We start from the raw sequence: 14,684 nt of genomic DNA, 5'->3' as shown, positions 1-14,684 counted from the left end.
TTATCGGGATTTTAGTCGGCGCACGCCAATGCAAACGTCGCCTGGGCGGTTTTTTTGCGCGTGATCAACAGGCGAGCGGGGCGTTGGGACAGCTGTTCAGCCAGGGCCAGGGCCGCGCTTTCGGCGATGCCATAGCAACCGGTATGCGCAAAAGCGACGGCTGACTTGTGGCTCAAACGGTCTTCATAACCCGCCAATTGTTCTGCACTGAAACACTGCAAGGGCAGTTCCAGCAGCCGGGCCAGGGCCAGCAGGCCGGGTTCAGCCTGTTTGCGATCAATGCTCGCCAACGCGGTGATGCGTTGGCGTTCTATGCCGCCGTCGGCAAGGGCTGCGTCAAACAGGCCGAGCAGGGTGTGAACATCACAGCCGCGCTGGCAACCCAGGCCGACCACCAGCGTCATGCCGAGTATTGACCGTCGCGGTTACGGCGAAACAGCCACGCGCTGATCCAGCCCAAGGCCAGCCAGAAGGCGACGTTGGTCAGTTGCGAGGCGATCTTGAACTGCGCTTCCAGGGCTTCGGGTGCCAGCATCGAATGCACTTGCGGTTGCGGCGCGCCGATCACGTGGGGCACGGCCAGGATCGCCACGCCCAGCACCTTGAGCAGCCAGCTACGACCAAACACCAGCAGTGCGATACCCGCAGCGGTAGAGGCTGCGGTGCCGATCCACCAGATCTGCCGTTGCGCCAGGTCGGCGGCTGCGGTGCCCGGCAATTCCGGCGGCAGGCCCAAAGTGGGTGCCAGTACAAACGTCGCGTAACCGGCCAAGCCCCACAACAACCCTTGAGCCGTGCGGGTCGGCGCACGCAAGGTGTAGAGGCCGGCCAGCATCAGCGCGAAACCCACCGCTACCACCAGGTTGCCTCCGGTGGTCGACAGCACACGCTGCCAGCCATCTTCCGGCTCCCAGGCTACGGCGTCGTGGGTGTGGGCTGCGGCCCCGGCGGCGTGTTCGTGCACGACTTCGGCAACCGGAGCCTTTTCAAAGGTTTCCGCCTGCAAAATCAGCGGGGCGACCCAAAAGCTTTGCAGCAGGGTCAGCAACAGGGCAGCCAGCAGGCCGGTGAAACCTGCGGTTTGGGCAATTCGTTTGATCATGTCGGCAGGCCTCAGTGGCACGGGAACGCGGCGCTGTGGCGGGTATCGTGGGCTGCGTTGTGTACCGCCTCGATATGCGAGAACCCGGCGAAGTACACCAGGCACGCGCCGAGGATCGAGGCGCCGATGGCGGCGCTCAGGCGTTGGCTCAAGGTGGCGGTGCTGCTGGCGGTGTGCGAGGTGCTGCTGATGATCGACATGGCGCGTCCCTTCAGGGTTTCAGGGTGACACGAGCGCATGAAAACCCCGCGAGCCAGGCACGCAGGGTTTTGAACAGCGCCCGCCCACCGCGGGTTTGTTATCTGATTTTTCGGGCCGGTCTCCGGGCTTGCGAGGGGCCGAAGGCCTGCAAATGTCTCCTTCCCATGCCGTCGGCACAGTGGATGTGACACTTCTCTCGCTTACCGTTGCGGGGGCAGCACCGGATTGGTCAAGGCTTTGAGTAAAGCACAGGATTTACCGGTTTCCCGTTTCACCCAACGAAGGGCACCCGAAACAAGGCGCGTAGGAAAGCATGGCTGAATGAATAGAGTCAAATTGATGAGTGTTTATGCAACGCTACATTTAATTTGATGAGACTGTTATCGCTTGAAAAAGATAGATAAATCGTTGCGTGAATGTCTCAGCATGAAAAAAGCGGTTTCAAAAAATATACACGTCGGAGAGTATGCCCACTCTTTTGCCTGTATCGCGATGTCGCTACGTCAAGTTCACCACGGAGAAACGGTCCATGACCATCAAGATCGAGGGAGTGATCGCCAGCAAGATTGGCTTTGCTTCTCACCAAAACGCTGTCCCGGTTCTGCGCGAGCTGACGGTACACAATGATGGTGACGCGGATTACAACGATCTTGAGTTGGAACTGGTAGCAGATCCTCCTTTCCTGGAAGGCAAGATGTGGCGTCTGGACCGTTTGGGCAAAGATTCCACCTTGCATATTTCAGATCGAAACCTGACATTGAATGCAGGTTATCTCGCGGATCTTTCCGAAAGCTTGGCAGCAACTCTTGTTTTGCGACTTCGCTGCAAAGGTGAGGACTTGACGAGTCAGTCTTTTCCTGTGGAGCTTCTTGCCAAGAACGAGTGGGGCGGCGTCAACTCCATGCCGGAGCTTCTGCCCGCGTTCGCGATGCCTAATGACCCGGCAGTTGATCGGATACTTAAATCGGCATCTGACGTACTGCGGCGCGCCGGCAAACCGGATGGTATTGACGGATACGAGCGCAAGTCCAGAGCCAGAACGTGGGAACTGGCTTCGGCCATCTGGTCGGCGGTTTGCGGTTTGCGGCTTAGCTACGCGCTCCCACCGGCAAGTTTTGAAACGCGTGGACAAAAGATTCGACCCCCTGGGCTTATTCTGGAAGGTCGTGTTGCTACGTGTTTGGACACTGCGTTGTTGTTTGCTGCAGCGCTGGAGCAGGCGGGTCTCAACGCACTGTTGATTCTTACCAAAGGTCATGCATTTGTTGGCGTTTGGCTTCAGCCGCAAGAGTTTTCCCAACTCATCACTGACGAGGCGGCTGCGGTCCGCAAGCGCATTGACTTGAAAGAGGCATTGGTTTTCGAAACCACTCTTGCCACTCAATTTCCAGTGCCGAGTTTCAGTCAGACTATTAGTGCGGCTGAGCGCCAAATCAATGATGACGATTTCATCATGGCCATTGACCTGCATCGTGCACGCATGCAGCGTATCCGACCTTTAGCAACTTCAGCCTCCATTAATAAGTTGGATATCGACCAAGGCACTGAGTCTGTGGAAGAAGGGTTGGAGGGCGCCCCATCACTGCCACCGTTTGATATTGAGCTCTCTGCAGATTCGGATTCGCCCGCTGGCAAGCTCACTTTGTGGCAACGCAAACTGTTAGATTTAACCACTCGCAACCGGCTCCTGCATTTGCCGGATAGTGGCAAGGGTGTCCGACTGATTTGCCCCGATCCGGCTGAGTTAGAAGATCAGTTGTCCAGTGGCAAGCGCATTCGAATTGTCTCGGTACCAGACCTTGAGGCCGGGGGACGAGACGCCGCACTGTATGAGCAGCAAAATCGTGAGAGCCTGCGCGATGAGTATGCTAGGGCAGCTCTGAACAGAGGCGAGGTGCTCGCCACGCTTGAGAAAGCGAAGCTTGAAACCGCCATGATCGAATTGTATCGCAAGGCCCGAAGCGATCTTGACGAGGGCGGCGCAAATACCTTGTTTCTCGCCTTGGGCTTTCTGAAGTGGAAAAAATCGGCGGATGACCAAAAAACCTATTCAGCACCGTTGATTCTGCTGCCGGTAAAGCTTGATCGTAAGAGTGCTTTGTCCGGCGTGACGATGACGCTCTTGGAAGATGAGCCGCGCTTCAACCTGACTTTGCTTGAATTGCTTCGGCACGACTTTGAGCTCGTCATTCCAGGGCTGGATGGCGAGCTTCCAACAGATGACAGTGGTATCGATGTAGCTGGCATCTGGAACATCGTGAGGCGTGCTGTCAGGGATGTACCAGGGTTTGAAGTCACTACAGAACTGGTACTTGGCACATTCTCATTCGCCAAATACCTTATGTGGCAAGATTTGGCGGCTCGTTCAGACCAGTTGCTGAAAAGCCCGATGGTTAAACACTTGCTTGAGAGAAGCCTCGGCGGCGACGGCTATGCGACCTCGGGTGACTTTCCACAACCTCATGAGCTGGACCGCAAGGTCAATCCCGCCAATCTATTTACGCCGTTGCCGGCAGACTCTTCTCAACTGTCCGCCGTCGTTGCGTCATCCAGTGGTTGCGACTTTGTACTCGATGGTCCACCGGGCACCGGTAAGTCGCAAACCATTGCCAATATGATCGCGCACAATCTGGCACTGGGCCGCAGAGTGTTGTTTGTTGCAGAAAAAATGGCCGCGCTCGATGTGGTTTACCGCAGGCTTGAAGAAAAGGGGCTAGGCGAGTTTTGCCTTGAGCTTCACTCCAGCAAAACCTCCAAGGTCGAAGTGCTCAAGCAGTTAGAGCGCGCGTGGGACGTTCGCGATGCCCTGAGCACGGATGAATGGGCCGCTGAAACTGCAAAACTGCATAAGTTGCGAAACCGACTTAATCAAATTGTCGAGCTGCTTCATCAACGTTCACCCAGCGGTTTGTCGGTACATCAGGCCGTCGGGCGAGTGGTGCGGGACTGGAATGAATCGTTACCGCGCCTGATTTGGCCGGAGGGAACCGTTCACGACGCACACGCTTACTCGATGATGAAAGATCTGGCGCGACGTCTTGATTTGAACAGTCAAGCCGCGCGTGAGCTTTCGAACGACTTTGCATTGATGGCGCCCACTGACTGGTCGAATGGATGGCAGGAAACAATTGTCGTTGCCGCGCGCGAGATGCCAGAAAAAATACAACGACTCAAGGTCGCGGCGACCAACCTGCTCAAGTCAACGAGTCTGCCGCTCGCCGTCGACAATACAGAGGAGTTCGAGCAGCTTGAGCGGTTCGTCACCTCGCTGATTGACGCTCATGGAATTGATCTCTCGTTTGTCTTTACTCTGAATGTTAGCGCCAAGATCAGTTCGGCAAAGAAAGCGGTGCAGCTTCTAGCTGATTATCGGGCGATCGAAAGTTCGCTTTCTGTTCGATATGAAGAAGGTGCATGTCGTACCCTCGACGTTACCGCGTTCAAGGATGAATGGAGCCAGGCTAAGCAAAAGTTTTGGTTCCTCGCAGCCTTGGGTAAGAAAAAAGTTGCCAAACATCTTGCCAGCGAAGGTGGTGCGGTTGGAATGCCGGATGTTGAGGCGGATCTACCCCTACTCAGTGAAATGCAAGCCTTAGTCGCCGCACTGGACGGCGTATCATCAGATTTGACCTCAATCCCTGGGTGGAGCGGTTTAGCCAGTGACGGTGCTGCCATGACGGCGGCCTGCGAGCTGGGTGAGCGCTTGAGGGCAATCATCAGCGCTAGCGCTCAATCGCCGGAACACCTGATTTCCCTGCGTGAGATGACTGAAAAGCTGGTCGTGAAAGCCAATGAGCTGCTCGGGGCGGGTGGTTTCATTTCATCGGCGCTGCATGTGTTAAAAGATGCACTGTCGGACTTCAATCAAGCCACTCGGCGGTTCTACGAGCTGTGTAATCGACCCTATGAAGCCAAGTTGTCAATAGAAGCCCTTTTTGATACTTCCAGCGCGATTACTCGTCAATCCTCAAAACTAAAGGCCTGGTGCGATTGGTGTCGAGTCAGGGACGAGGCGCTAGCGGTGGGGTTGCAACCTTTGAGCAATGCCCTGGCAGCGAATGCGTTGCCTGAAGGGGGCACCCTGGATGTGTTTGAAACAGCCTATGCGCGTTGGTTTGCGACACGATCCATTGATGCAGAGCCGTTATTACGAAACTTTGTACCCGTTGAACACGCCAGTGATATCGAGGCGTTTGTGCGCTTGGATGAAGATCTCTCCAAGCTGACTGTGCGTTACATTCGCGCGAAACTTTGCGGCCTGATTCCATCAAAAAATGAAATCGGTAAACAAGGTGGTTTTGGCATATTGAAGCATGAGCTACAGAAGTCTCGGCGTCACAAGCCAGTGCGCCAACTGGCTATTGAGATGGGTGATGCGCTGCCTAAGCTCGCGCCATGCATGCTGATGAGCCCACTATCGATCGCCCAGTACCTACCGGCGGATCTCCAGCTTTTTGACCTGGTGATTTTCGATGAGGCCTCGCAGATAGCGCCTTGGGATGCTATTGGCTCGATTGCCAGAGGCAAACAGGTGGTGATTGCGGGCGACCCGCGCCAAATGCCACCGACTAATTTTTTCAATCGTGCGGCATCTGCTTCTGAGGATGACACAGCAGAAGACATGGAAAGTATCCTAGACGAATGCCTGGGTGCAGGTATTCCAAGCCATAGCCTCAGCTGGCACTACCGTAGCCGTCACGAGAGCCTGATCGCGTTTTCCAATCATCGCTACTACGACAGCAATTTGATCACGTTTCCGGCTGCTCAGACCCGTGCGAGCACGGTGGAGTGGCGGCGCGTTGACGGTGTTTATGCGAAGGGGAAAGGACGTCATAACCAGGCTGAGGCCGAGGCTATTGTCACCGAAACGGTCAAGCGCTTGATGGATCCGATCTTTATAGCGGCGGGTCATACGATTGGTATCATTACGCTCAACAGCGATCAACAACGCTTGATTACAGACCTGCTGGATAAGGCGCGGCAACAATTTCCACAGATCGAACCGTTCTTTCAAGACGATTTGCCGGAACCTGTTGTCGTAAAGAACTTGGAAACCGTGCAAGGCGATGAGCGTGATTTGATCATGCTGGGCATTGGATACGGGCCTACTGAGCCCGGAGCTCAGGTCATGTCGATGAACTTCGGCCCATTGAATAAAGAGGGCGGCTGGCGTCGGTTGAATGTCGCCATTACTCGGGCTCGCAGGGAAATGTTGGTTTTTTCGTCTTTCGACGCTTCGATGATCGACTTGAATCGTACCAACGCGAGAGCTGTGCGGGATCTGAAGCACTTTATTGAGTTTGCGCAACGTGGGCCACGGGCCTTGGCCGAGGCAATTCAAGGCTCGGTAGGCGGGTACGATTCGCCGTTTGAAGAGGCCGTCGCCCAAGGTTTGAGGCGTAAAGGCTGGCAAGTCGTTCCGCAGATCGGCGTATCCCGTTTCCGCCTGGATTTGGGTATTGTCCACCCAGACCGGCCTGGTGATTACCTTGCAGGAGTGGAATGTGATGGCGCGACTTATCATAGTGCAGCGACGGCGCGAGATCGAGATAAGGTCCGAAGCGCGATTTTGAAAGGTCTGGGCTGGAATCTGGTTCGTGTGTGGTCAACCGACTGGTGGATAGACAAGTCCGGGGCGCTGGATCGCCTGCACGCTGCACTTGACGCGCTTTTGGCGGAATCTCGAGTTCTGCCCGAGATTACTATCCCGGATACCCCGCAAGTACCGGTGCCTCTAGTGGAGGTGATCGTCAGTAGCCCATCGTTGCCTATTCTGGGTCAGGAGGCTGGATACGTGGTAGCAGGCGTTGACGATGAAGCGGCGGTCAGTGAGTTGCCGGAGCTCAAGGTCGCTAGGGGAATCGCTGTTTCAGCCAATCCTGCCGTCAGGGGTGAATACCGTGTTACTGACTTCACAAGCATAAAAAGCAAAATTCGTGCGGATGCTTTTTATACGGAAGCCTACGATCCGGTTTTGACTGAGCTGATTTCCCATGTGTTGGAGTATGAAGCACCGATTCTGGATTCGTTGCTAGTACAGCGAATCGCAAGGGCACATGGGTTTCAACGGTCCGGTCGTTTGATTCGAGAGCGAGTCCTTGAGCTGACCGAGCGACACCACCATCTGAAAAGTGATCCAGTGGATGGGCAATTCGTCTGGCACAGTGAAAACGATGTATTGACTTGGAATCTCTACCGGACGCCGAGTGCGCTCGACGATGCTCGCTCTGTCGAAGAGATCGCGGCTGAAGAGTTGTTGCTCGTGGCCGCTTTGATTTCTGCGGGCGACCAACCCTTGGAAATTGCCAAGACGTTTGGCGTGAAGCGTTTGACGAGTGCGGCGCGTGAGCGAATTGAGTCAGTGGTCAAGTCGGCGGCGAATTTTTAAGCGTAGGATTCGGTGACGTGTCGGTGACCAAAAATCGCCGACATTGACCATCCCCCTTGCACTGCGTAGCCTTGCACCTTCGAGGTTCTTCGGCCCACGCCGAAGCTAAGAAGGGAACGCGGTCAAAGCCGCGGCTGCCCCCGCAACTGTGAAGGGTTTATCTGCCTGCCACGCCACTGCCATAACGGCGGGAAGGCGCAGCCAGCGCGGGTCGCAAGACCTGCAAACCCCAAGCCAGGAGACCTGCCTCGTAACCGATTTTCTACTTAACCGGGCGGGGTGATCCGGTGACGAAATCCGCTGCTGCGCGCCGTCGCAGGGTCTATCGTCCCGTATGCCCGCCCCCCAAGGGCATCCGATGAAAACACTGGCCAAACTCCCCGTCACCATCGTTACCGGCTTCCTCGGCTCGGGTAAAACCACCTTGCTGCGCCACATGCTCGACAACGCCCAAGGCCGTCGCATCGCCGTGATCGTCAACGAGTTCGGCGAACTGGGCATTGACGGTGAGATCCTCAAGCAGTGCTCCATCGGTTGCACCGAAGAAGAAGCCAACGGCCGCGTTTACGAACTGGCCAACGGCTGCCTGTGCTGCACCGTGCAGGAAGAATTCTTCCCGGTCATGCGCGAGCTGGTGGCACGTCGCGGCGACCTCGACCATATCCTTATCGAAACCTCGGGCCTGGCCCTGCCAAAGCCGTTGGTGCAAGCCTTCCAGTGGCCGGAAATCCGCAGCGCCTGCACGGTTGACGCAGTAATCACCGTGGTCGACAGCCCGGCCGTAGCCGCCGGCACCTTCGCCGCCTTCCCGGACCAGGTTGACGCCCAGCGCAAACTCGACCCGAACCTGGACCACGAATCGCCCTTGCACGAGCTGTTTGCCGACCAACTGGCCAGCGCCGACCTGGTGATCCTCAACAAATCCGACCTGATCAGCCCTGAAGACCTGGCCCGCGTGCGCCTGGAAGTCGCCGAGGAACTGCCGCCGGCCGTGAAGATCATCGAAGCCAGCAGCGGTCGCTTGCCACTGGACGTGCTGATCGGTCTGGGCGCCGGTTCCGAAGAGCACATCGACGGCCGCCACAGCCATCACGATCATCACCATGACGGCGAAGACGACCACGATCACGACCACGATGCGTTCGACTCCATCTCCATCGACCTGCCGCAGGCCGACGAAGTACTGTTGCTCGATGCCCTGACCCAGTTGGTGGTGCAACACGGCATTCTGCGCGTCAAAGGCTTTGCGGCGATCCCGAACAAGCCGATGCGCCTGTTGATCCAGGGTGTGGGCACGCGTTTCGACAAACACTTCGACCGCGCCTGGGGCGCCGACGAAGCGCGCATCACGCGTCTGGTGCTGATCGGCCAGGAACTGGACGCGGCGGGCCTCGAAGCGCAATTGCGCGCAGCGCTCAGCGTTTAACCCATGCACCTGCTCAGGACTCAGCCGGGTGGTTTCGTTTCGGACGACAATATTGCCGACCTTGGCCAAACCCCTGCCGAGCTGGTGATCCTGTGCAGCGGTGACTCCAGCCTTGCACTGTTGGCCGAGGCTGGCCAGCAGTTGCCCGACGACTACCCCAGCTTTCGCCTGGCCAACCCCATGCAGGTGCAGAACCACGCCTCGGTCGACCTCTACGTCGACGAGGTGCTGCGCCACGCCAAGGTCATCCTGATTTCACTGCACGGCGGCATCGGTTACTGGCGCTACGGCATTGAGCGGCTGGTGGAGTTGGCCGAGCGTGGCGTGCAGCTGATTCTGGTGCCGGGCGATGATCGCCCCGACCCGGAGCTCAGCGGCTTAAGCACCGTTGGCACGGCTGAACGCGATCGCCTCTGGCACTTCCTGCGCCAGGGCGGCTTGGGCAATGCGCTGGATTTTTATCGTTGCCTGGCCAGCAGCCACCTGGGTCGCGACTACGCTTGGGACGAGCCGCAAACCCTGGCGCGCACAGCCATTTATCACCCGCATAAACCCCACCCACGGCTGAACGACTGGCAGGCCGATTGGCACGCCGACTGGCCGGTGGCGGCGGTATTGTTCTACCGCTCGCACCTGCAGGCGGCCAATACCGGTTTTATCGATGTTTTCTGCCAACGCTTGCAGGCGGCGGGTCTTAACCCGCTGCCGATAGCGGTGGCCAGTTTGAAAGAGCCCGGCTGCCTGACGGTGGTCGAAGACTGGCTCGATGAAGTGCAGGCGGCGGTAATCTTGAACACCACCGGCTTTGCTCAATCCAGCCCCGAGGCCCCGCACCTGCGGCCGTTTCGCCGCGATATCCCGGTGATCCAGGCGATTTGCGCCCAAGACAACCAGCCCGGCTGGGAGGCGAGTGAACAAGGTCTGGGGCCACGCGACCTGGCCATGCACATTGCCTTGCCGGAGCTGGACGGGCGCATTATCAGCCGGCCCATCAGCTTTAAGGATTTGGCCTGGCGCAGCGAGCGCAGCCAATCCGACGTGGTGTGCTACCGCGCAGCGCCGGAGCGCATGGATTTTGTTGCCGAACTGGCGCGGCGCTGGGTTGAACTGGCGCGGGTACCGAATGCCGACAAACGCATCGCACTGATCCTCGCCAATTACCCGACCCGCGACGGCCGCATCGGCAATGGCGTAGGCCTGGATACGCCGGCGGCGGCGCTGAATATCCTGCGTGCGCTGCAAGCCGAAGGTTACCCGGTGCCGAGTGAGTTGCCCGCCAACGGCACGGCCTTGATCCATGAACTGCTCGGCGGCGTCACCAACGACCTCGACAGCCTCGACCTGCGCCCGTGTCATCAAAGCCTGGGCCTGGACGACTACGAGGCGATGTTCCAGCGCTTGCCCGAAGCCAATCGCCAGGCCGTCCTGGAACGTTGGGGCGCGCCCTACAACGACCCGATGTGCCGCGACGGCCGCATGATGATCGCCGGCCTGCGCCTGGGCCTGACCTTTGTCGGCATTCAGCCGGCACGCGGTTATCAGGTGGACCACAGCGCGGTGTACCACGACCCCGACCTGGTACCGCCCCACGGCTACCTCGCGTTCTACTTCTGGTTGCGCCACACCTACGGCGCCCATGGCGTGATCCATGTGGGCAAGCATGGCAACCTTGAATGGCTGCCGGGCAAGGGTGTCGGGCTGTCGCAACAGTGCTGGCCGGATGCGCTGCTCGGGCCGTTGCCGAATATCTACCCGTTTATCGTCAATGACCCAGGCGAAGGCGCCCAGGCCAAGCGCCGCACCCAGGCGGTGATCATTGACCACTTGATGCCGCCGCTGACCCGCGCCGAAACTTACGGCCCGCTGCGTAACCTGGAGCTGTTGGCAGACGAATATTACGAAGCGCAGCTGCTTGACCCGCGCCGTGCCCTCGAGCTGCAAAAGGACATTCTCAAGCTGGTGCGCGAAACCCGTATCGACCAGGAACTTGAGCTGGATAACGACGCCGACGCGGCGGTCTGGCTGCCGCGCCTGGACACCTACCTGTGTGACTTGAAGGAGTCGCAGATCCGCGACGGCCTGCATATTTTTGGCGAGTCGCCCGAGGGCCGCCTGCGGATCGACACCTTGCTGGCCCTGCTGCGCATTCCCCGTGGCGATGGCCGTGGCCCGCAATCGAGCCTGTTGCGGGTGTTGGCCAAAGCCTTTGACCTGGGCTTCGACCCGTTGGACTGCGCCCTGGCCGAACCCTGGACCGGGCGCCGGCCCGAGGTGTTGCAGAAGATCGACGCGCAGCTGTGGCGCACCGCCGGCGACACCCGTGAACGCCTGGAGCTGTATGCCGCGCGACTGATCGAGCAGGCACTGGAAGGCCCGCTCGAACAGCTCGAAGAACCCGGCTGGGAGGACGTGAAATCGGTCATCGAGAGCCTGCGCATTGTTGTCGCGCCGCGCCTCGATGCCTGCGGCCCCGCCGAAATGCGCGGCCTGCTGGATGCCCTGAGCGGTCGTTTCGTACCGGCTGGCCCCAGCGGTGCGCCAAGTCGCGGGCGCCTGGATGTGCTGCCCACCGGGCGTAATTTCTTCAGCGTGGATGTGCGCAACTTGCCCACCACCACGGCCTGGCGCATCGGCTTTCAATCCGCCAATCTGATCCTTGAACGGCACTTGCAAGACCATGGCGACCACCTGCGCCAGCTCGGCCTGTCTGTATGGGGCACAGCCACCATGCGCACCGGTGGCGACGATATCGCCCAGGCCATGGCGCTGATGGGCGTGCGCCCGGTGTGGGCCACGGGCAGCCAGCGCGTGGATGACTTTGAAATCCTGCCGATCAGCCTGTTGGATCGCCCACGGGTCGATGTGACGCTACGCGTGTCCGGGTTCTTCCGCGATGCCTTCGCCAACCTGATCCGCCTGTTCGATGCGGCGGTGCAGGCGGTGGCGGCGCTGGATGAACCGGACGATATGAACCCGCTGGCCGCCAAGGTGCGCAGTGAGCGTGAAGCGTTGCTCGAGTCGGGCCTGGATGAAGCGGCGGCTGCGAAGCAGGCCGGCTGGCGCATCTTCGGCGCCAAACCTGGCGCCTATGGCGCAGGCGTGCAGGGCGCGATTGACGGTCGCTTATGGCAAAGCCGTGAAGATTTGGCCGAGGTCTATCTGAACTGGGGCGGCTACGCCTATGGCGGCTCCGACGAGGGAACTGCCGCCCGCGAACAATTCGCCCAGCGCCTGAGCCAGGTGCAGGCGGTAATGCAAAACCAGGACAACCGCGAACACGACCTGCTCGATTCCAACGATTATTACCAATTCCAGGGCGGCATGCTCGCCGCCGTGGAAACCCTGAGCGGCGAAAAGGCCGCCAGCTACCATGGCGACCACAGCCAGCCGGACCTGCCGAAGATCCGCACCTTGAAGGAAGAGCTCAACCGGGTGATCCGCTCCCGTGCTGCCAACCCCAAGTGGATCGACGGCGTGAAACGCCACGGTTACAAAGGCGCATTCGAGATGGCGGCCACGGTGGACAACCTGTTCGCATTCGACGCCACCACTGCGCTGATCGACGATCACCAATACGCTTTGCTTGCCGACGCTTACCTGCTCGACGCCGACACCCGCGCCTTTGTGCAACAGCACAACCCGGCGGCGCTGCGCGACATGACCGAGCGCATGCTCGAAGCCCAGCAGCGCGGCCTGTGGCAGGAGCCTGGCGCGTACCGCGAGGCGTTGGAAAACCTGTTGCTGGACATAGAAGAAGACAGCTGATGACCGATATTCCCCATTTCCCGCTGTCCGCCGTGGTCGGCGCCGACGACCTGAAACTGGCGCTGTGCCTGACCGCCATCGACCCGAAAATCGGCGGCGTGCTGATCGAAGGCCCGCGCGGCATGGCCAAGTCGACCCTGGCGCGTGGCCTGGCGGACCTGTTGGCCAGCGGCCAATTCGTCACTTTGCCGCTGGGCGCCACCGAAGAGCGCCTGGTCGGCACCCTGGACCTGGACGCTGCGCTGGGCGAGGGCCGGGCGCAGTTTTCCCCTGGTGTATTGGCCAAGGCCGATGGTGGTGTGTTGTATGTCGATGAGGTCAATTTACTGCCCGATCACCTGGTGGACCTGCTATTGGATGTGGCTGCCAGCGGCACCAACCTGATCGAGCGCGACGGTATCTCCCATCGTCATTCGGCGCGCTTTGTGCTGATCGGCACCATGAACCCGGAGGAGGGCGAGTTGCGCCCGCAACTGCTCGACCGCTTCGGCTTCAATGTGGCGCTCGGCGGGCAGACCTTGCCCAGTGAGCGCGGGCAGATCATCCGGCGCCGCCTGGATTTCGATAGCGACCCGGCTGCGTTCTGCCGCCAGTGGGACGAACCACAGGCGGCGCTGCGTGAGCGTTGCACCCAAGCGCGCCAGCGGCTCGACAGCATTGAACTGGACGACCAGGCCTTGGCGCAGATCACCGAACGGTGCTTTGCCGCCGGTGTCGACGGCTTGCGCGCCGACCTGGTCTGGTTGCGCGGTGCCCGTGCCCATGCCGCCTGGCGCGGCGCGGCTGCCATCGCCGAAGAAGATATTGAAGCGGTAGCCGAGTTCGCCTTGCGCCATCGCCGCCAACCGCAGTCAGCGTCGACAAGCCCGCCCGATCAAGGCCAGGCTGCAAAACCGTCTGACCCGTCACCCGGCCAGGGCCAGGGCCAGTGGGGCGATATGCCCGCGCCCGCATTGCCCACGGGCGCCCGCCGGGAAGTACCCGCCTGGCCAAAAAAGCCCTAGGCATTCGCCCTCGACCTGACGCGGGGGCGGATGCCCGGCCCAAGGCAGGGCGACTGGAACACGGCAGGCACGGTAAGGCACGCAGCGCCCAGCGTGGCGCGATCAATTGGCCGGGCACCTTGCTCGGTGGTCGCCCGCAATCGCGTGAGGAGCTGCTCTATCACCTGCGCAGCCGCGCAGCCCATGAGCTGTGGCTGGTGATTGTCGACGCCTCGGCGTCCACCCGCCGCCATGGCGCCCTGAGCGACGCCAAAGGCCTGCTTGCCCAGCTGTTTGACGACGCCTACCGACAACGCGCGCGCATGGCGTTACTGACCGCCAGCGGCCAATCGCCCAAGTGGCAGGTGCAGGGGCTCAAGGCTGCCAAAAGCTTGACCGGCTGGTTGGCGCAGTTGGGCGCCGGTGGCGGCACACCCTTGCTGGCGGCGTTGTCCGAAGCCGGCCAATGGCTGCACGCGCGCCGCCAACGTTACCCGGCCGAGCTGCAACGGCTGCTGGTAATTACCGATGGGCGACTCAAGGCTATCGCTGGGTTGCCCGTGCTCGATTGCCCTGGGTTGCTGGTGGATATCGAGCGCGGCCCGATCCGGCTGGGCCGCGCGAAGCAACTGGCGCTTGAGCTGCAACTGGACTATCGGCCTATCGATAGTCTGTAGGCTTAATAAAACTGAACGTTATCTGATTCCCGCTTGTCCCCGCTTCCCATGTCACCCCCTGCCTGCCAAATCCCTTAATTTTCCAAGCCTGCCGGAAGCCACTCCAGGCCCCCGGCTGCGCCCGCGATTTTTTTCCTGGCGC

At 59.8% G+C, this 14,684-nt stretch carries 8 protein-coding genes and 2 riboswitches; of the genes, 5 read left to right on the top strand and 3 right to left on the bottom strand.

Annotated features, from left to right (window positions below; translation table 11 throughout):
- Positions 1-11: 11 nt before the first annotated feature.
- Genes FFI16_RS14055 through FFI16_RS14045 form a run of 3 tightly spaced genes read right to left on the bottom strand, consistent with a single transcriptional unit; the run spans position 12 to position 1,302 of the window.
- Positions 12-404: a cobalamin biosynthesis protein gene (locus tag FFI16_RS14055; protein WP_138815784.1), complete on the bottom strand. Its 393-nt coding sequence runs from the start codon at positions 402-404 to the stop codon at positions 12-14.
- Positions 401-1,102 (bottom strand): CbtA family protein, encoded by a 702-nt coding sequence (locus FFI16_RS14050; protein ID WP_138815785.1) that lies wholly within the window; start codon positions 1,100-1,102, stop codon positions 401-403. Before FFI16_RS14050 ends, FFI16_RS14055 begins: the two co-directional genes overlap by 4 nt.
- A gap of 11 nt (positions 1,103-1,113) precedes the next feature.
- Entirely contained in the window at positions 1,114-1,302 is a 189-nt protein-coding gene (locus tag FFI16_RS14045) for a CbtB-domain containing protein (RefSeq protein ID WP_138815786.1), read from the bottom strand.
- Positions 1,303-1,397: 95 nt separating this feature from the next.
- A riboswitch (cobalamin riboswitch) is annotated at positions 1,398-1,611 on the bottom strand.
- Between the two features lie 221 nt (positions 1,612-1,832).
- Between FFI16_RS14045 and FFI16_RS14040 the strand changes: the two genes are divergently transcribed.
- The 5 genes from FFI16_RS14040 (at position 1,833) to FFI16_RS14020 (ending at position 14,542) form a co-directional block, all read left to right on the top strand.
- Entirely contained in the window at positions 1,833-7,691 is a 5,859-nt protein-coding gene (locus FFI16_RS14040) for a DUF3320 domain-containing protein (protein WP_138815787.1), read from the top strand.
- A gap of 65 nt (positions 7,692-7,756) precedes the next feature.
- Positions 7,757-7,957: riboswitch (cobalamin riboswitch) on the top strand.
- 92 nt (positions 7,958-8,049) lie between these two features.
- Entirely contained in the window at positions 8,050-9,117 is a 1,068-nt protein-coding gene (gene cobW / locus FFI16_RS14035; protein ID WP_138815788.1) for a cobalamin biosynthesis protein CobW, read from the top strand.
- Positions 9,118-9,120: 3 nt separating this feature from the next.
- Positions 9,121-12,882: a cobaltochelatase subunit CobN gene (gene cobN, locus FFI16_RS14030; RefSeq protein WP_138815789.1), complete on the top strand. Its 3,762-nt coding sequence runs from the start codon at positions 9,121-9,123 to the stop codon at positions 12,880-12,882.
- On the top strand, positions 12,882-13,886 hold the full coding sequence (locus tag FFI16_RS14025) for an ATP-binding protein (protein ID WP_138815790.1): 1,005 nt from the start codon (positions 12,882-12,884) through the stop codon (positions 13,884-13,886). Before cobN ends, FFI16_RS14025 begins: the two co-directional genes overlap by 1 nt.
- Positions 13,887-13,939: 53 nt before the next feature.
- Complete coding sequence (locus FFI16_RS14020) at positions 13,940-14,542, top strand: VWA domain-containing protein (protein WP_138817416.1); 603 nt, start codon at positions 13,940-13,942, stop codon at positions 14,540-14,542.
- Positions 14,543-14,684: the final 142 nt, after the last annotated feature.

It is taken from the genome of Pseudomonas sp. KBS0710 (genome assembly GCF_005938045.2).
Taxonomy (GTDB): Bacteria; Pseudomonadota; Gammaproteobacteria; order Pseudomonadales; family Pseudomonadaceae; genus Aquipseudomonas.
The sequence above is the reverse complement of the archived record's forward strand: the minus strand, read 5'-3'. Positions and strand labels throughout refer to the sequence as shown.

Bases quoted from the DNA above. Each gene is read 5' to 3' on its own strand.
- FFI16_RS14055 (WP_138815784.1), bottom strand. From the start codon at position 404: ATGACGCTGGTGGTCGGCCTGGGTTGCCAGCGCGGCTGTGATGTTCAC.
- FFI16_RS14050 (WP_138815785.1), bottom strand. From the start codon at position 1,102: ATGATCAAACGAATTGCCCAAACCGCAGGTTTCACCGGCCTGCTGGCT.
- FFI16_RS14045 (WP_138815786.1), bottom strand. From the start codon at position 1,302: ATGTCGATCATCAGCAGCACCTCGCACACCGCCAGCAGCACCGCCACC.
- FFI16_RS14040 (WP_138815787.1), top strand. From the start codon at position 1,833: ATGACCATCAAGATCGAGGGAGTGATCGCCAGCAAGATTGGCTTTGCT.
- cobW (WP_138815788.1), top strand. From the start codon at position 8,050: ATGAAAACACTGGCCAAACTCCCCGTCACCATCGTTACCGGCTTCCTC.
- cobN (WP_138815789.1), top strand. From the start codon at position 9,121: ATGCACCTGCTCAGGACTCAGCCGGGTGGTTTCGTTTCGGACGACAAT.
- FFI16_RS14025 (WP_138815790.1), top strand. From the start codon at position 12,882: ATGACCGATATTCCCCATTTCCCGCTGTCCGCCGTGGTCGGCGCCGAC.